Raw genomic sequence first — 19344 nt, forward strand, 5'->3', positions numbered from 1 at the left:
CTTGAAAACTCGGCTTAGGGGGTTCCGACCAGAAAAGCTTGGCCGGGTAAAAAGTCGCGCGCAACAAGTACAAGAAGCTATAGGCGGTCAACGTACCGTGGGACACACGGAATCGGGCTTCTGAAATGGGGCGAAAGTCTGCGGACTCTGTGTAAGACAGTACATGGTTTTTTAACTGTGGTATGCGACGGTGGTGGAAGCAGAAACTTAAATCGTGAGGTTTAGGAATCGCCGCACTTTTAGGGCGGCGAGGATGTCAAGAGTTGACTATTTCCTCCTTAGAAAAAGTTGATAATCGGTTCACCGGGCTTGGCATTTATAAAGGTCGATCCCGTTTGTCGTTTCTCGAATCGTTCCCGAGTTTTCACGTAGGCGAGATCGGGTAACGACACATAGCCTACACTGTCCACGTATTTCCACGAATTATCCACAAAGAAACGCACGAAACGTTCAACCGAAGGTTTGCTATCCAGTTCTTTTTTACTAACGTAAATAAAGAGAGGGCGAGTGAGGGGACTATAGGTATTGCGCTTGACGTTCTCCAAAGGAATGGGCTTAACACACTCTTTGCCCTCCAGATTTTCTAGCCCGACCACGTTTACCTTGTCTTGATTTTGCATTACGAAAGCGATCCCCGCAAAGGCGAATCCGTTGGCATTGCCGATGACTCCCTGAATCAGAGTATTTTGGTTAAAGCTGGGCGTATAATCGCTCCGAATATTCCCTCTTCTCTTGGTGATCGATTGGGTGAAATAATCGGTCGTTCCCGCGTCCACAGGAGGTGCGAATAACAGAATTCTCTCTTTGGGAAATTTAGGATTAACTTGATCCCAAGTAACGATTTTCCTTTCGGCTTCTGCCTCCCAGAGTGTCTTTAACTCTTTTCGAGTTAGGCACTTGAGAAACTTATTGTTTTTGTTCGCTACCAACGCCAGACCGTCCAGCGCCATGGGTAGCTCGATGTACTCGATTCCCGCCCTCTTACAGGCTTTCGATTCCGATTCCCGGATGACACGGGAAGCGACCCCAATATCGATGCTACCGTTACAGAGCCGGGTAAATCCCCCACCTGTACCGCTAAAGGCCACCCCGACTCGGGCGTTGGGAGCGACTTTTTGGTATTCTTCGGCAACGGCGAGCGCTAGGGCGAAGCCCACGGCCCCCCCGTCCACGCTGACTTGTTGTTCCCCGCTTTCCGCTCTGTCGGCGCAACCGGTCATCCAGTGGCCTATCAGTAAGAGGGGAATTAGATAAAAAAGACGGAATTGTTTCATAGACTTGAAGATAGATTGATAACAATATCGTTGATGGCTTTTAGGTGGGAGAATTCGCTCTGATTTGGTCGAAAATAGCTCCCTTCGCTAAAAAATCGTTACGGATCAAAGGCCAACCCCCTAAATCTTGGGAGCTAAACAGGGTTTCCACGGGAGGTAATTTTGCTTCGGTGGCGATCGTGATAAAGGGATTGACCGATCGATAGCCTAATTTGGCCAATTCCTGTTGTGCCGGCTCGGAATAGAGGAAATTGACAAAGGCCTCGGCCACCTCTCGCATGCCGTGTTTATCGACATTTCTATCCACCACCGCAACGGGATTATCGATCGAGATATTGACCGGAGGGACGAAGTAACTGGTGTCGGGTTGATTTCTGGCCGCTAGAATTACCTCGTTTTCGTAGGTGACTAAAACATCCCCCTTTCCTTCTTGGAAAAAGGCATTGCTGGCTTCCCGCGCGTCCCTGGCTAGGGTGGGAATCTTTTCATAGACTTGGCGGACAAAATCCAATGCCTGTTCCGGTTCGCCCCCCGTTTGCGTCACCGAACCCCAGAGGGCTAATAACTGCCAAATAGCGATCCCGGAAGTTTTCGGATCGGCGGATAGAACCGTAACGTCCTCTCTAGCCAGATCCGCCCAAGATTGAATCTTTTTCGGATTTCCCGCCCGCGTGACAATCGCTGCAACCGATCGACTCACCACTCCCCTTCTCGGAACCCGCTCTTCCCAACTGCGATGAACTAACCCCGCGTCGGCGATGCGCGTCACGTCTAGAGGTAGGGCTAGATGTACCACGTCCGCCTCTTGTTTCCCCGCAATCACGTCATCGGCCTGGGCCAGGGAACCGCCGTAACTCCGCTGGAAAATGACTTTTTGGTTATGCTCTTTTTGCCATTTATCGACGAATTTCGGGATAATCTGGTCGTGAGCGGCTTTCGTGACCGAAAAGGAAACGAGATTTAATTTCACCTCCGGTTTCGAGACTATTTCCCTGGACGTACAGGAAGCGAGCGCGAGCGCACCCAGCAATCCTAATACCAAGAAGGATACAAATCCCCGCCGCGATAGCGAATGGAAGCGACGAAATAGCGATCGAATTGATAACAGTGATACATTCATCGGGATTTTCTCGATAGGGTTGATCTAAAGGAGTTCTCGATTATCGCGATCTATTCTCTCTTGCTCAATTCTGACCCCCGTGCGAGCCAGAGATTGTCGATTTTTACAGGGGCCTAATTTAGCCGATGGGAATCAACAGGCGATAGGAGCCGTTATCGAGAATAATCCGTAGTCCCAACCACATCAGCACAAAAGGGAAAAGCTTACTCGCATAACGGCTGAGGACAACCGCGATCCCCGGTTGGCGGGTTAGATTATAGGAGAGAAATAACCAAGTACAAACGATTAAATAGCAGATCGGGATGATTACGGCTAACTGCGCCACGGTACTATTGGCGAATAGGGGAATGTAGATACCGAGATTATTGCCGCCATTGGATATCGTGACCGCGGAAACTTTATAGGTTTGGCGATCGCTGAGGACTTGACCGAGGGATAGTCTTCGCGAGGCGAACCCGTGAAATTGGGCGTTTCTTCGCAAATTCACCTTGCGATCTGCGGTTTCCCTCTCGTTATCGCGATTTAAAGTCAGTAAATTTCTCACACCGATGAGGATCGGCAGGATTCCGAGAAGACCGATATAAATCGGCGGGATGATTAAGCCGAGTAGAAAACCGACCAAGCTAACCGATACTAAGGCCGTAAACCCGAGTAGCTCGCCGACGACAATGTGAACCGGGCGAAAGGTACGATTTACCTCGCTAAAGAAGCCGGTTAGATAAATATTGTCGTCGAAGGTGGTGGCTATGCCGGTGGCCACCGCGATTTTGACGATTTCGATCAACCAATCCATCCATACCACCTCGATCTCTCAAATGCGGGCGCAATTTCATTTTGAAACTATATCATTTTGAATACATTTATAAATGTACTTTGTTACACAATCGAGGAGTCGTGGATTTTTATAGTATGTAGATAAAACTAATGGCAGCTATGCCGAGGGAGTTGGGAAACTCTTCTCTCTTGTCCCCTTTCCCGATAATAAATCTTGTTTTCTGCGAGAAATCCCATGCTCCACCGTTCGATCAAGTGTCTCTGGAAACCGTGGCGAAATTGGCGGGCAGTTCTTCCCGCGATGCTTTTTTTGACCAGCCTGGTCGGGAGCTTTCTCCTGGCTGGATTTTCCGACACGATCGCCGTCGGTCAAAATTCTCGATCGGATAACCCGATTCTGAACCTCGTCGATAGCTTTAAATTCCCCCGGAATACGACTCCCCGACTATTGGAAACCGTGGGATTATTTATCGCTGGAATTATCTTCTGTATCGCGATCGATCGCTGGTTCAAGCACTCGACCCCCTCCGATATCACTCCCCTCGCCAAACAAGCGCGGCGGCTAGGAACCCTCAAGATCGGCTATCCCGAAGGCATGACCAATCTGGAAGTTCTCCGCGCCCAGGCCTTTCTCGAAAGACGCTTAAAACCCTTTGGGGTGACGGTAACGTGGACGAGTTTTCTGGCCGCTTCCTCTCTGATCGAGGCTTTGAGCAACGGAACGATCGAATTCTGCGGTGGTGGCGGTACGGCGAGTATTTTCTCCCAAGCGGCGGAACACGTCTTCGTCCGGGTAGCCAAGGAAAAATATACCGCCCCGAAAGGTCAGGCGATTCTCGTACCAGAGGATTCGCCAATACAGACCTTGGCGGATTTAAAAGGAAAAAGAATCGCCTTCGATCGGGGTTCGAGCGCCCATTACGTCCTCATCCGCGCACTGATGAGAGTGAATCTCGAATTAAGCGATATCGAACCGGTGTATGCGACTCAACCGGAAGCACTGGTGCTTTTTCGTCGCGGTGAGATCGACGCTTGGGTGGTGTGGGTTCCCTACTCGCCCACCGAGACGCGCACCTATCCAGGAAGATCGGTGGCCGATCTAGAGAGCATCTTTGGGGAAAACGCCTCTCTAGAAGTGCCGACCTATTATTATGCGGTTCCCGAATTAGTGCGGGATTATCCCGATGTACTGAAGGTGATTTTAGAAGAGGTGAACGAGGCGGGTGCTTGGGCGAAACAACAGGAGTTAGAGGCGACGAGACGCTTGGCAGCTCACCACGAGATCGACCCGGCGATCGTCACTAATCTCGAACAACGGGCCTCTGAACGTGCCATTATCCCGATCGACGATCGCTCTCTGGCGGCCCTACAACACCAAGCTAATATCTTCCGAGACCTGAAACTGATCCCCCATCGGGTCAATGTGCGCGACGGAACCTACACCCTACAGACGAAACAAAATTGGACCTATTAACCGGACAGTAATATTTTGGGCATTGGTAGGATTTATGCCGCTACCAAATAGCCGATGATCGGGTTTCTAGTGGATATTATCATTATTATTCTCCCTTTTGCATGAGCGCCTGTCCTTATCTAGCAGCGGAATTTAAAGCATCGACAAACTTGAATTGTTTTTGGATTTTAGATTTTGGATTGAGAATCCTGAAAATCCTCAAATACTGATTAGATTTTGGCTTTTTAGAACTTCCTGTAAACATTGACTTTACTCTATTCACTGTTCGCTTATAGTCATTTCAGATAAGTGGGTGGGTGGAATTAAATATAGCGGTTCTCGCATCTGTGCGGCACACTTAAACCTTTGCTGATTAAGCTGTTCAGGATCGGGAATGTACCTCTTGTGAATCAGAAACGCTATATAAGATGAACGTAGGTTGGTTTGAAGCATGAAACCCCACACCCCACACCCCACACCCTGCCCCTAGGAAAAGCTTTTTGCCGCAAACCCTACTTAAGTCTGATACAGTCTAGACCGACAAAATCCTTATGAACTCTGGGATTGATATTCTCAATCTTAATTGAAATGACTATAATCCTAAAAGTTATAACGAAACTATAACAAAATATTACGAAAAATGTAAGAAAAATAATACCACAAGTGTTGACAAAGAAATCAAGAGTCCTTACAATTCAAAAAATAAGAAAAAAAACGAATCTTAAAACTGCTGCAAGTGGGTTGGGCGCATTGCCAACCTCTTCGCAGTGGAACAGCAAAAATTCCCAAAACTGACGATTTAGGCTTCTGCTTCATTCATCCCTACATACTACAGTTATGACCACACTCCTAGTTCCGGTTTACCTTGATGCCCTCTACCTACCCACCAAGACGGATGTACTGGGGGAAATGACTGATTATAGTAAGCTTCCCTACTATAAAGGTACTGAATTAAAGAAGCGCGGTAGGGCTTATATTAGCGAAACCGTGTTAATACCCCCCTTAACACAACCTAAATTAAACCTAAAAGCAGGCATTCACCTACACTGGTCTTTGCCGGATGCGCTGACTAACGGTATAGCAAGAGATGGAGAACAAGGCATCACCTTTCCCCTTGTACCTAATCGCTGGTTAATTATACGACGTGGGAGCAATATAGCAGAAAAAAAATGGGTTGTAGAAAGTGATTATTTGTATCCTGAAGGGGCTACACCAGAAGATACAATTAATATCCTCTATTATCCAGCTACTAATGAGTATCAACCCTATCGTTTTCTGGGGCGTAAATTAGAATTGGGAGCATGGCGCTCAGGTACGGCAAATGCCCAATATATTAAGGAATTGTCCGCTATTGGACCCTTCGCCACAGTTGATGGCTTAGACAACGAAAAAATTGCCTTTGCTGGTTTTTATCCTAACTGTCGTAGTGTGTTCGGTTTTCATGATGGGGACTTCACCACCAACACAACCCCGCCCAAAGACCTACGATATGATGTCATTGGCTGGTATAGCGACGGCACCAAAGATTATCTTGACAAATTTATCAAAGAACAGTTAGCAGACAGAGATCCTTTAAGCCTTTTAGACACTCTGCAAAGTAAAGCTGGCTGGACAGTAGAAATAGGCAATAACCAAAGTTTCCCCGATCGTCTTCTCTGTCATGCTTCCCTAAGTTTTGCGCCTGGTGCTTCTGTAACTAACCCACAAGCGATTAAATTCCAAGGAACGATCGCCGTAGGAAACAACCAAGAAGAAGCCATAGCAGCTTATGTAGCTCGTCAACTGGACACAACAAATACAGAAAATCGCAAAACGATTGAGGAGCAGCTAGAAGCCATACAAATGAGTGGGCGTTTAGTACAGCAAAATCTCGACTTTGGACCCAAGTTTCGACAAGGACTACACGAGGACAGCTTTACTGGCCAATGTAAAGAGATATCATGGCAGGTAGTGCCGGAATCTGATCCCAAAATTTCCCAGTCGGGAAGTGCCAACCCAGCAAATGCCGTGCAAGGCGAGGGAATAATGCAGGTGACATTATCCGCCAACATCAGTGATCGCATCAGTGAAGTTAACGAAGCACAGAGTGAATACGACCAACAATTAGCAAAAGTTGGCTCAATTCGAGAACAAGTCTATGCTGATTGGTATAAGTATATGCTGGCCACTTATGTTCTTGTCAATCCAGATCAAAGATTGCTAGATAGAAGCAAAATACAAACACTGGGAACAAACGCAGTTAATTTTATCAACAAAACAAGCGACAGTGATTTAGTCCAAACGCTCCTTAAGGACACTGCGGATAACAATCAATATGGGGTAACAGCCTTAGAGAATGCCATCAAAGCGGCTGGAGTCTTGAAGGTACTAAAAAATGAACAGGATCAAAATCAAATTGTCAGTGCCTCTGTCTCTAATAATCTTCCAGAATTTCCAAACTACTCTTTTAACAGTAATTCAAAAGCGAGCAGACTTGCTGGATCGATTAACACACTAATTGCTGAAGTTCAGAATTTTAACAAAGAATCCCGTTTAATTGCTCCCAAAAAATCAGTTCAAGTCACTGGCGATTCTACCTTAGTCGATGACGATATTGCTCTGAAGTGTTTATCTTTCGATGGCAATCAGAGTTATAAAATCTCTGATTTAGGAAATATCCAGTCCCTCTCGATGTGGGTAAACATACCAGAGGGAGTTCAGGGTTCCCTTTTAGAGCTAGAAAGCACCAGCCTTTATGTTAATTATGCTAATGGAATTAGCAGCACTTGGCAAAAAATCTACATTAACGGACAACAAGTAAACGGACCGATTAACTGGACAGCAATTCCTAAGAATCGGTGGGTTTTCCTCCACTTAGAGGCTAATAACCCCCTTAGTGGCACCGTCTATTTAATGTCTAACTCTTCCGGTAGCAATCGTTTACGGGGGCGAATTGCCAGCGTTAGCTTCCACAAAAAACCCCTATCTCCGACCGAAATTGAGCGGGATTACCAAGACAAAATCGGTTTGTTCCGACCATCTTACACCATCAAAATCGTTCCAGGGCCTCGCTATTGGCAGCCAAATGATCCCGTAGTTTTAATGACTGGGGAAGTCGCTAAACCGACTCGCAACCGTGGCGACGAGCGTTTGAGGACAGATGGTTTGCTGCAATGTAAATTATTAACTCAGTCCATTGACTTGCAGAGCTTATCTGACAACACCTTAAATATTTTTGTCCAATTTCTCAACGAGTTTGGCAACAACCCCACAGAAAAAATTGGCTTCCGTCAATGGGCAAATCAGCCTTGGAACCCCTTCCTGTTGGAATGGCAAGTGCAATTGAAAGGACTAGAACACAAGAGTCAACAAACCAAGAACGACGACAATAAATACACCCCAAGTGTAAACTACGACACTAACATCTTCAAAGATAAATATCAATTGCGGGTCGATGGACTTGAAATCACCCCGACGGATGCAAGTGCGAATCATTTTGCTAATTATCCCGACCTTTACAGGGGAGCTAGTTTTCTTTCTTCCTCGGCTAGTATGTTGCTCAAGGACAATCTTATAGATTACTTGACTAAGTATTTGTTGCCCGACTATTACCAAGAACAAAATATATCCCCAGACGACCAAACCGAGGACTACCTGGTCAAGAATTTTAACGCTGTCAAAGGGTGGTATAACCAGAAAAACCCCACAGCTAGTGATCCTTTTTTTACGGCGCTGCGGGCCTATCAACAACTGCAATCTCTTAACGGCTGTCTCGCCCAGAGTCTCGGCGGCTTTAGTGATGCGCTACTCACCTATAATCGGACAATTCAGTTAGATGTCAACGATAATCTACTTCCAACAACTGGACCTGCAAAAGAATTCCTGAAAAACGTGCAGAAAACTTTAAAACTTAGCTCTCATCTCGTACCGGACAGTCTTTTGCGATCGCCTTTAATTGGATTCGACTTTAGTCCCATTCGTCTAGGAGGATTAAAAATTACTGATTTGCGACTTGTGGATACCTTTGGACAGGTTAATGTCGTGCTTGACACTAACAATAGCCGTGAGATTGTCACTAGCCAACCCCTAACACTGCCATCAGCTTTTGCTAATGTATTATCATCCCATCCCATCTACCTGCCACCCCGTTTAGCCCAACCCGCCCGCTTGAATTTTCGCTGGCTATCGGCCACTCAACCACAGGAGACTCGCCGCAGTAAAAGCAGTAAACCAGATCAGGAAATGAATGATACCCTCGCCACCAAACCAATCTGTGGCTGGGTTTTGCCCAACAACTTAGATAACAGCCTGACTATTTATGATCATGAGGGCAAGGCTCTAGTCATGATTGACCGCACCGCTACATTGCGCTCTGTTCCGGGACATGATTACAGTGAGCAGGAAATTAAGGACATTATTACTCAGACTAACCCCTATCTCAAGCAAATGGTCCGGTATCTGAGAGATCAAGGACCGGCATTTATCACTGATTTCCTCACCACTGTCAATGCAGCCTTACAAACCATTGACCCCGAAGGATTTGCTCAACATAAAGCCATCTCCTTGCTAGTGTCGCGACCTTTAGCTCTAGTACGAGCCCGCATCAATTTAGATATCCAAGGCATACCCGCCGTTAGCCAGAACAGGATATCCTTCTCTGACGATCTTTTCTACAATAAATTCCGAACCACACAAGCTTTTGAAAAGGTCAAATTCCCCATCCGTATTGGTGAATATCGGCAGTTTAATGATAGTTTGGTGGGCTACTGGGTAGAAAAAGCCGATGGTGGTACTTACAAAGACAGCGTTTTTTATGCTCCCCAAAGTTGCTATGTTCCCCACGAAAAGATCAAAACCCTGTTTGAGAATGAAGAATCTCGCACCCCTAACACTCCCTTGAATCTGGAGCAAACCTTAGAGGAAAATACAGCCCAAACTCTAGTGATGTTAATCGACCCTCGTGGACAAGTTAACGCGACTTGTGGCCTACTTCCTGCTAAGAGTATTTCTATTCCGCCGGAACAGTATGTACCTGCTTTACAAGCGATGGAAGTTACCTTTTTAGCGGCACCACTTCTGAGTGATCTTAACCCAATCAATGATCTTGATCAGATCAAGCTTTCCCTTCCCGAAGTACCCAATTATGAATGGTCTTGGTTAGGAAAAGATGGTACTGTCTGGTCAAATCGTCCCCTAGTTCCCTTTGATTCTCAGTCCGTTTACTCCAGTCCACAAAAAATCTATGATGGCTGGCTAAAATTAACCAGAAAAACAGAAACTAATGAATGAAAACAAACAAATTTCCCTCGAATTAACTTTGGGGGAAGTCAACCAAGTTTTAGAAGCTTTGGGTACCATGCCTTACCGCCAAGTCTATCAACTGATTGGCAAAATCCAGAGACAAGGAGAATCCCAATTAGAGCAACCTGAATCAACAAATTCATTTGCTCAAGAAGTCCAAACCGTCAGCGAATAAAGCTCAACCACATACATCAATTTCTTTTTTTCCAAGGAGTAATTATCATGCTTAAAGCCATTAATGTTCACGAACTTTCTAGCCAAGAGCCTTTAAAGTTTCTGTTTTATTACCAAGAAAATGGCGAAGCAATTATTAGTAATACCATCTATTTAAAAGATGGTGATGAGCCCTTAAAGTTATATTTAAAGGTGTTTAATGACAGCAGCGATGTAGTTACATTTAAAGACCCCAAGTGTCGCTCTGAAGAATCAGAAGAATCAGTGGGGTATTATGAAGAAGCTAGTTCGACAAACTGCCATTTTCACCTCCGTTTTGAAAAAGATTTAGGGCTTAACCCTAATGAGATACAAATAGAACAAAGTTCAGACAGTGACCAGTGGCTATTCCGTTGTGACGAAGAAGAACACTTTTTTTCGATATATTTTCTTCACAAACAAGAACTAAAGTTGAGTCAGGATGGCAATATTACGATATGTTTTTTGAACCTGACAGCTAATAATCGCACTGTTAAAACCAGCAATGTTGAAGTGTTGTATGGTGGAAAGAAGCTAGTTTGGAAGGGACAAAACCAGAAACATATTGAGGATGAAATAAGCTCCAGAATCGCAATTTCTGTGATCAATCATCTCAGCAAAACAAAAATTCCCTTACAATTCCGGGTGTTAGGTTCTAATAAGATTCTCAACGATGGAACTACCAAAAACACTCTAATATTAAAAGTGATCAATTCCCCCTTGTCTAATAATGAAAGAGAGATTCTCTTATTAGACCAAAGTTCAAAGTTTATTGTCAGCTTTGAGCAAGGGGATCATCCAGACGCACTGGTGGCACGAACTGGCCAGTTAAACGCCGTTCAAATCAACGTAACAGGTCTCGATGATTATTGGGTATCAGAACATACGGCGAATACCCCTCAGTGGAGTTTTACACCCACGATAAGCCAATTAATAGCAGGACAGGGAATCGAGCTAACAATTAGCAATTTAGTGACCAGCAGTGCTTCTGGACTAGCTTGTATATATATTGACTATCAAAACATTGGTAGCTATCCCGATGGTCGGCTAGTTATACCCATCGAAAAAACGCCACTTTTGTATAGTGGGCAGAATGTTGGGATTCGGAATAATGACCCCCGTATTGATCTAGCAATTGGTGATAATGACACCGGACTACAGCAGCAAGGAGATGGCGAATTAGCTATTTACACAGATAATTTTGAGCGGGTGCGAGTTAATAAAAAGGGCAATGTCGGCATCGGTACGGACAATCCCCAAGCTCAACTTCATGTGAATGGTGGGGATGCGGTTATTAGTGGTAAGGTCGGTATTGGTACTACAACTCCCACAGCTAAACTTCATGTGAATGGTGGGAATGCGGTTATTAGTGGTAAGGTCGGTATTGGTACTACGAATCCTAACATTCATCTAGCAATTGGTGATAATGACACTGGGCTACATTTAGAGGACTCTCAAAACCTGAGCCTCATGGTAAAAGGTAAACAACGAGTGGCAATGCCTGATGGTAAGCCTGTTGTCATCTCTGGTGGGTTGGCAGTGGGTCTTAATAGCACACCGATTGAGCGAATATTGTGTGGCAAAGTCGTTGTCAGAGACGATATAAAGCCGATGTACCCGGACGTCTACGTCAGAGAAGATATAAAGCGGATGTACCCGGGGATCTTCGAAGAACAGGGTGTCTTTTTCAGAGAAGATGTGCCGATGGGTCTGCTGTGGGAGCCGCAGGTCTTATTCGATACCGATGGTATGGCCCTTTACGGAAACAAGATTGACCGCGGGTTTCGCATCGGCGTAAAGAACACCGGTGAGATCCAAATAAATTTTGAAGAACCATTTAACTCTGAGGAAGTTGATAAAGCTATTGTTCTGCTTACGTCACTAGATGGAGAATGCACAGTCCATCTTCTTAGCATTTCGCCTTTTAGGGTAATTACGAGAGATGCTAAGACTCAAGAACGTAAAGACGCATCTTTTAACTTTGTCATTATTCTACCAACTTCGTCCGATCGAAAGTATCTTGGCTGCTTTAAGTAATTATACTTAGCCTAAAAGCCACTCTTAATCGTGTCTTGGAACGAAATAGAGGCTTTAAAAGACTGCGTACATGGAGAATTAAAACAAGAATTACCCTCGAAAAGCCTATTTTCCCACTAAGTATTTATGCTTAGTGGGAAGGTGAGAGGCTCCCTCGACGCGAGCCTCTCATTATTAGCAAAATCCAGAAGCAAGGAGAATTACAATTACAGAAATCTGAACCAAAAATTCATTCTTCACTCTTAAAACTCATCAACCAAATCCCCCAACAAACCGATGACTACAAACACCGAACCCAAATTAAAAGAAGAACTGGAAAAAGGTCTTTCAAAAACCTCAAATGACTCACCGGCAAAAGGTCCAAAAATAACAATTTCTCTGGGGAAAGACATCGAGTTTATCTCTGAAACTAAACCCGACAAAAAACCAAGTGAAGGTCAAACCATTGTCGCCTATACAGCTAAAGAAAAAGGAGACCCCTTCAGTATCACCCTCAATGATTTGATGGCAACCCTAGATACAAGCATGGCTGACTTGTTACCAAGTGGACTCAAGGATAAATCGATCAAGTTCAAAAATTTGATGGTGATTTACCGGAAAGAACAGAAAACAAGTAAAGGAGAATGGCTGTTTGTCCTAGATTTAGATATCGCCACCAAGATCAAATTAAAATCCCTTCCCGTAGTAGGTGATTTAATCTCCGATGAAGTCGGTAAAGAAGAATTAGTTCCGTCCCTGCGACTCGTCGTCGCTTCTAAAGCCTTTAGCATCAAAGAAATTCGCGTTTTAAACGACAAAATCCCTAACAAACCCGACAAAAAAGAAGAAAAACTCATCCCCCCAATGCCAGTTCCTAAAGAAAAGGGTTCACAAGAAAGCGAAGACAAACTCTCTGTCCGTAAAGGTTTTAGCTTCTCAGGTCAATTGGGATTAGCCGATGCTGCTAAGATTTTGAGCTTGCCAGTAAGTCCACAAGCAGAAGGAGAAAAAGAAGTATTAGCTCCTGGTGGAGCAAAAGAAACAGTCACCAACAGTAACTTAGCCGTTTGGTTTGATATAGACAAAACCTTCGGACCGTTTTCACTTAAACAAATTGGCTTCCAATATGAGGAAAAAGCAAACAATCCAGAAATCGGCATCGTCATTGATGCTGCTCTCAAAATCGCTGGTTTGACCCTCGCTTGCGACGATTTAGGAGTCGGGATTGCCTTAGAAGACTTAAACCCATCCTTTAAAATATCGGGCATTGGCATAGAATACAAAAATTCAATTATCGAAATAAGCGGGGCCTTACTGCGTGCCGACAAAGAAAAAAACGGCATAAAATACACAGAATATCTGGGTTTAGCCAGACTCAAATTTGATCTAGCAGGTAAAAGTTTTGGTGTCAGCGCCATCGGTGCCTATGCCTACTACGACGGTGAACCCTCCCTATTTCTATATGCCGTTCTTGACGTCACTATAGTAGTTGATCCCTCCTTCATTATCACGGGATTTGCTCTGGGTTTCGGCTACAACCGCTATCTGAAAGTACCCTCCATCGACAAGTTACTAGATTTTCCCCTAGTTGCCGAAGCAGTAAAACCCACCGACAAGAAATTTTCCGATGATAATGAACTGATTACCAAAAAACTGGGCGAGATGGATAAATATATGCCCATATCCATCGGCTCCGGCTTTGTTGCCATCGGACTCAAGTTTACCTGCTTCCAGATGTTAGACTGCTTTGCGCTGCTAACCGTCGCCTTGGGGGATGATTTCGAGATCAACCTGTTGGGAATTGCCAAGATGAAAATTCCCACTCCGGCAAAAGACTCGAAAGATACAAGCTGTATTGCCAATATGACTATGCTCCTACGAGCCAGATTTTCTCTGAGTGAAGGAGTAATCTCCATAGAAGGTCAATTAGCCTCAGATTGCTATCTCTTATCCCCAGATTGTCGCTTAACTGGTGGCTTTGCCGTCTGTCTCTGGGTTTCTGGCCCTCATGCCGGTGATTTTGTTATTACTTTAGGTGGTTATCACCCCCTATTCACAAAACCTGCCCACTATCCTACAGTCCCTCGTCTAGGCTTCCAATGGAAAGTCGGAGATTGTCTATCCCTCAAGGGAGAAATGTACTTTGCTCTGTGCGCTCATGCCATCATGGCTGGTGGCCGACTAGAAGCCAATTTCAAACTCGGTACACTGTGGGCTAACTTTGTCGCTGAGGCTCATTTCCTCATCTCTTGGAAACCCTACTACTACGAAATCCTAGTACAAATCCGAATCCAAGCCGGCTTTGGAATACTCGGACCAGTTACTTTAGGGGTGCAACTGCATTTGTGGGGCCCAGAATTTGCCGGTACAGCCACATTTAGAATTATCTTCGTCAAAGTCACTATGGAATTTGGCGATCAATCTTCTCGCTTACCAGAGCCTATCGATTGGGAAAGTTTCCAAAGTTCCTTCTTACCCCCTGCGAAATCAACAGCACAAGGTTCATCAACAGGTGCAGACGTTTGTAGTGTTGTTGTCAATCAAGGAGTCACCAAACAACTCTCACCAGCAACAACCAAAGAAGTCGCCTTTGTCGTCAATCCCAAAGAGTTAGAGCTAGTAGTTAATTCTGCTATCCCCAGCAAGAAAGCATCTTACCAAAAAAATACCCAAGATACCGAACCTCTCCCGGTTAGAAATGCGAATACCGATTTTGGCGTTCGTTCCATGGGCATTAAAAAGGAGCAATTCGACAGCAGCTACAACATCAAAATTACCCGGAAGACAAAGGCAGGAAACTCACAACCCGTTGCTCGGAACCAGTTCCAATTTATCCCCATAACTCAAGATGTGCCAACCGCACTTTGGGGCGATGCTAAAGTTAAAGTTGTTAAAGTCAAGGGTCAAGACTCAGAACGAATTCTTCTCCCTGAAGCTAATGATCAGCAATTTGTCGAGAACACCCTCTCTGGTTTCCGGATTGTTCCTCAAATCAAGGAAGATGTCTGTAGCACCAATATTATTGATGTCGAGAAATTGCAACACGATACCACCGCCATAAATGAGGTTTACGCTTGGCAAAAAACGACTGCTTTTTCTAGGGTTTCTACCGACAATGAAGCTCGAACTACAGCCATCAAAAACAACATTGTTAGTGCCAATACTCAGAAGAAGCGCAACAATCTGCTCGAATCTCTCGGCTTTAATCTAGCCGATGATGTTAAATTAACCGATTCGGTGGCTAATTCTTTTGTCACTGCACCCCAGGTTAAAGCGTAATTCAAGTGGGGCAGGTCTGCTGTTGCCCATTTAAACGGGGTATTCTAGGGTTAGAAAATCCCTAAAACTCCCCCCCTCTCTCCTACTCTCTAGCTTCAATCCACAATACAAAATCGATTAATCATGTCCACATCAACAGTTAAAGTTCAATTCATCCAACATCGCCAACCTCCCCTAGATAGTGGTACTTACACAGTCGAGGTTGAACAAAAAGTTAAAACCGAAGGCTCCAACAAAATACCTGAGCAGACATTCAGTAAAGAGCTTACCTTTTATGTAGATGGCCACCGGTTTGCTCCCCTAACTCCTGATAGCATTTATGCCGTTTTTCCCCCTGCGGGAAACTTGGGCGAGTATTCTAATGCCTTGCCCCATATCATCCTCAAACGCGGTACTCTGCCTTGGGAGCGTACTATCAAATCAACAAATTCTAATCTTCCTTGGTTAGCTCTCCTTCTGTTTCAGGAATCAGAAAAACCTGAACCACAAACGATTAAATTAAAGGAGCTAAAAGCAACTTCTGGTAATACTAAATTCCCCACATTTATATACGAGCCGGGGCAAAATGATGAAGATGTCCTGACTGTAATTGATGTCCCTAAACACATTTTAGAAAAGATTCTACCCACGGAAAAAGATATAGCTCTCCTTGCGTCTGTTAACCAAATAACCAACGAGAACGATAAACCTCTGAGCGAACCTTTAGCCACTATTTTAGGCAACCGTTTACCCAAAAAAGGGGAAGTAAGTACCGTTCATTTAGTCGCCCTTGAAGAACGCTATGATAAGGATTCTGGAGAATTTGACTATCAAGGTGCAAGACCTAACGATTTAATCCGTTTAGTTAGTCTTGCTAGTTGGAGTTTTACCTGTGTTAATAGTAAGCACAATTTCGATGCCCTGCTCAAAGAAATTGATCGCGACCCCGATACCCTCAGACTTCCCTCCTTCGGTAATGATGCAGCGAAGAAATATATAGATTTGGGTTATGTACCTCTCCACCACGCTCTGCGACAAGGAGATAAAACAATTTCTTGGTATCATAGTCCTTTAAGTACAGGACAAAGCTCAGATAACCTCACCGCTCCTGTTGCTATAGCTGATCAATTGATGCGTTATGATCCTAATACGGGTATGTTTGATGTTTCCTACGCTATGGCTTGGCAGTTAGGACGAATGCTGACCCTACAAAATCAACCCCTAGCTGTTGAGATTTTTAACTGGAAACGCTCTAAAGCTCAAGATTTACATCAGAGACAGCAACAAGTGCTGCACCTACCTTTCAAAGGCACAACTGAAACTAACGGGGATATACCAACAGCGATCGCCAATTGGTTCCAAGATTTACAATTACTCAAAAACGTTCCTTTTAACTATCTGGTTCCCGATGCGCGGTTACTTCCCCCCGAATCTTTGCGCTTCTTTTGGGTAGATTCCTATTGGGTTGACTGCTTACAAGATGGGGCTTTTAGTGTCGGACGAGTTACGAAAGAAGACTTGCGATTAGATGTTCAAAGTCGTAGTTTACCCGAAAGCAAAACCCAGTCTGATAAAACTATTACTGGCTTTTTATTAAATTCAGAAGTAGTATCCGGTTGGCCCGGTTTAGAAATAGAAGGTTACGTCAATCCCGTAACCGGAACCGATTTTGTCGGACCGGAGAATAAACTAACCATACTCCGAAGAGATCTGCTATCAGATAATATCTTACTCTGTTTTTTTGACAGGGAAGTCAAAACCCTTGACCTTGCGCTTCAGGGATCATCCGTTAATTGTGGTGTAGATTCGATTAAAAAAGGAACTAAGATTACTAAAGGACTACGACAACTCGACGGTAAGCAAACAACCGGAAACATAGAGGTTCCCTTCCGCAATCAAGATCTAGGAGTAATTAATATTGAGGAAATGACCAACAGGCTCAAAGAAGGGTTAAAATCTACCTCCCAATTCACTTCTGCTCAATTTGCAGCCACCATGATTGAGGGATCGCCCAAAGTTAGATTTGTCGCACGGGGTTAGAGTTGTTGGGTAATGTCTTTGGGCTTTTGGGAAATCAAAAAGTACCGGATATGGGGGTGTCGGGGGGAAATTTCCTGGACTTTTTCCCTGAAAATTAGGTAATTGACCCCCTCAAAATCAGTAAAACCCTACACCCGACACCCTACCCCCACACCCTGCCCCCAGGAAAAACTTTTTCCACATAGCCTAACTAACTCAACGCTTCAAAATAATCGCGAATTTGATCATGTCGCTGGGATTGACGCAGTTTTTGCAAAGCTTTCAACTCAATTTGTCGTACCCTTTCCCGGGATAATTCCAAAGTGCGACCGATATCGGCTAAAGAATGGGATTTACCATCGAGAAAACCATAGCGCAATTCAATCACTTCTCGTTCGCGAGTGGTTAAATCTGCCAATAGTTCTCTGATATCTCTTTGCAAAGATTCATAGACAAAATGATTTTCTGAAGACACTGCTTCGGTTTCCAAAAGGTCTAATAATTCCGTATCTTTTTCCTTACCCACTTTTATTTCTAAGGAAACCGAACGCGGCACTGTCATCAACAATTCTCGCACAGCTTCAGGAGTCAGAGCTAACTCTTGGGCAATTTCCTCTACGGTCGCAGTGCGACCGCGCATTTGCGAGATTTTCCGTTGTGCCTTCTTAATTCTGTTGAGTTTTTCGGTAATATGAACCGGTAAGCGAATAATCTGACTTTTAGTTGCGATCGCTATTGTAATTCCTTGACGGATCCACCAGTAGGCATAGGTACTAAAACGATAGCCTTTGGTGGGATCAAATTTCTTGACGGCGCGTTCTAAACCCAGGGTTCCCTCTTGAATCAAATCCAATAATTCTAAACCGCGATTCTGATATTTTTTGGCCACCGACACCACCAGACGTAAATTGGCCTTAATCATCTGTTCTTTGGCACAGGTACCAAGGGCAATAATTTCTTCTAATTCCCCCACTTCTAAGCCCGCTAGGTGCGCCCAACGCTGGTTTCCTGCTTTTAAAGCATTTTTTAACTCAGATACCCTGATTTGGGCGGTTTTTGCCCAGCGTTCTAGGGAGGGACGATGGGCTAATTGAGCGGTTAGCCGATCGCGAACCTCAATTAACTTGACAAATTGCTGTACTTGTGCATCACCTTGTTTAACGGCGGCGGCGCATAATTTCAGTAAAGACAGATGACGCTGTACCTGTTGCGCTTGTTCAACTTCCTCGTCCCGTTTGAGTAGAGGCACTCTGCCAATGTCTTGTAGGTATAAACGTACTAAATCGGTAGTTGTGCCGTTGCTGTAGCTTTTTTCGGGACTAGATACTAAATCATCTTCCAAATCACTGCCGAGAAAATCTTCATCCAGGTCGATCGAGTTTTCCTTCAGTTTTAGGACAGAAAAAGAGGGAGAGATAAATTCAGTTTCGAGCGTCGAGGGATTAATAGCAGACATGGTGGCTTCTCTAGGGGCGACTGTGATAGGAATTACAAACTTCTAAATCGTTTACCAAAATTTTGGGTTAAAGCCCCGTCCTTTTAGGACGGCTTTATGTTAAAATAAAATTGGTTTGAATCCCCTGAGTGGGCGGTAGTGAATGGCTCGATTGAGTTGAACCCTGGAACTCGAAAGTCTGCATAAGAGACAAAAAAGGAGGGTAGCGAAAACCTCGTCAAACATAGCGCAGGGGTTCCGATAAACAACGGTCAATGAAAAACCAGTAAAAATCTTTGTCGTCAGACAGATAGGGTAGGGCATACCCAAATCTTGGTTGAAAGACCAAAACCCTTGGAGAGTGAACCAGAAAAAGGATAACTAGATAGGGTCTGCTGAATAAATCTAAAAACCTTGTTGGGTAAGACTTTTAGACTTTTTGTCAATCAAAAAGTACCAGGCATGGGAGTGATCAGGGGGAAAATTCAGGTACTTTTTCCCTGAAAATTAGGTAGTTGACCAC

10 protein-coding genes are annotated in these 19344 nt (G+C 44.5%); 6 read left to right on the forward strand and 4 right to left on the reverse strand.

Annotation, left to right across the window (positions count from 1 at the left end; all coding sequences use genetic code 11):
• Window positions 1-278: 278 nt before the first annotated feature.
• From IM319_RS11685 to IM319_RS11695, 3 genes are all read right to left on the reverse strand, one after another.
• Window positions 279-1274, reverse strand: a complete 996-nt coding sequence (locus IM319_RS11685; protein WP_287686621.1) for a PstS family phosphate ABC transporter substrate-binding protein — start codon at window positions 1272-1274, stop codon at window positions 279-281.
• Between the two features lie 40 nt (window positions 1275-1314).
• The gene (locus IM319_RS11690; RefSeq protein WP_287735715.1) at window positions 1315-2394 is read right to left on the reverse strand and encodes a sulfate ABC transporter substrate-binding protein; all 1080 of its coding nucleotides are present in this window, start codon (window positions 2392-2394) and stop codon (window positions 1315-1317) included.
• 118 nt (window positions 2395-2512) lie between these two features.
• Window positions 2513-3187 (reverse strand): cadmium resistance transporter, encoded by a 675-nt coding sequence (locus IM319_RS11695; RefSeq protein ID WP_287686625.1) that lies wholly within the window; start codon window positions 3185-3187, stop codon window positions 2513-2515.
• A gap of 216 nt (window positions 3188-3403) precedes the next feature.
• On the opposite strand from IM319_RS11695, the gene IM319_RS11700 reads away from it, so the two are divergent.
• The 6 genes from IM319_RS11700 (at window position 3404) to IM319_RS11725 (ending at window position 17407) form a co-directional block, all read left to right on the forward strand.
• Window positions 3404-4642 (forward strand): sulfonate ABC transporter substrate-binding protein, encoded by a 1239-nt coding sequence (locus tag IM319_RS11700; RefSeq protein WP_287735716.1) that lies wholly within the window; start codon window positions 3404-3406, stop codon window positions 4640-4642.
• Window positions 4643-5458: 816 nt separating this feature from the next.
• Complete coding sequence (locus tag IM319_RS11705; RefSeq protein WP_287735717.1) at window positions 5459-9889, forward strand: hypothetical protein; 4431 nt, start codon at window positions 5459-5461, stop codon at window positions 9887-9889.
• On the forward strand, window positions 9882-10076 hold the full coding sequence (locus tag IM319_RS11710; protein WP_287735718.1) for a hypothetical protein: 195 nt from the start codon (window positions 9882-9884) through the stop codon (window positions 10074-10076). The genes IM319_RS11705 and IM319_RS11710 overlap by 8 nt, the downstream gene beginning before the upstream one ends.
• A gap of 47 nt (window positions 10077-10123) precedes the next feature.
• A complete protein-coding gene (locus IM319_RS11715) occupies window positions 10124-12130 on the forward strand; it encodes a hypothetical protein (protein WP_287735719.1) in 2007 nt (668 codons plus the stop codon).
• A gap of 276 nt (window positions 12131-12406) precedes the next feature.
• Window positions 12407-15388, forward strand: a complete 2982-nt coding sequence (locus IM319_RS11720) for a DUF6603 domain-containing protein (protein ID WP_287735720.1) — start codon at window positions 12407-12409, stop codon at window positions 15386-15388.
• A 123-nt stretch (window positions 15389-15511) separates the two neighbouring features.
• Window positions 15512-17407, forward strand: a complete 1896-nt coding sequence (locus IM319_RS11725; RefSeq protein ID WP_287735721.1) for a hypothetical protein — start codon at window positions 15512-15514, stop codon at window positions 17405-17407.
• A gap of 190 nt (window positions 17408-17597) precedes the next feature.
• Here IM319_RS11725 and sigC read toward each other — a convergent pair whose 3' ends face one another.
• Window positions 17598-18842: an RNA polymerase sigma factor SigC gene (sigC, locus tag IM319_RS11730; protein ID WP_287735722.1), complete on the reverse strand. Its 1245-nt coding sequence runs from the start codon at window positions 18840-18842 to the stop codon at window positions 17598-17600.
• Window positions 18843-19344: the final 502 nt, after the last annotated feature.

Origin of the sequence: Microcystis sp. M113S1, from assembly GCF_020246945.1 — a bacterium.
Lineage (GTDB): Bacteria > Cyanobacteriota > Cyanobacteriia > Cyanobacteriales > Microcystaceae > Microcystis.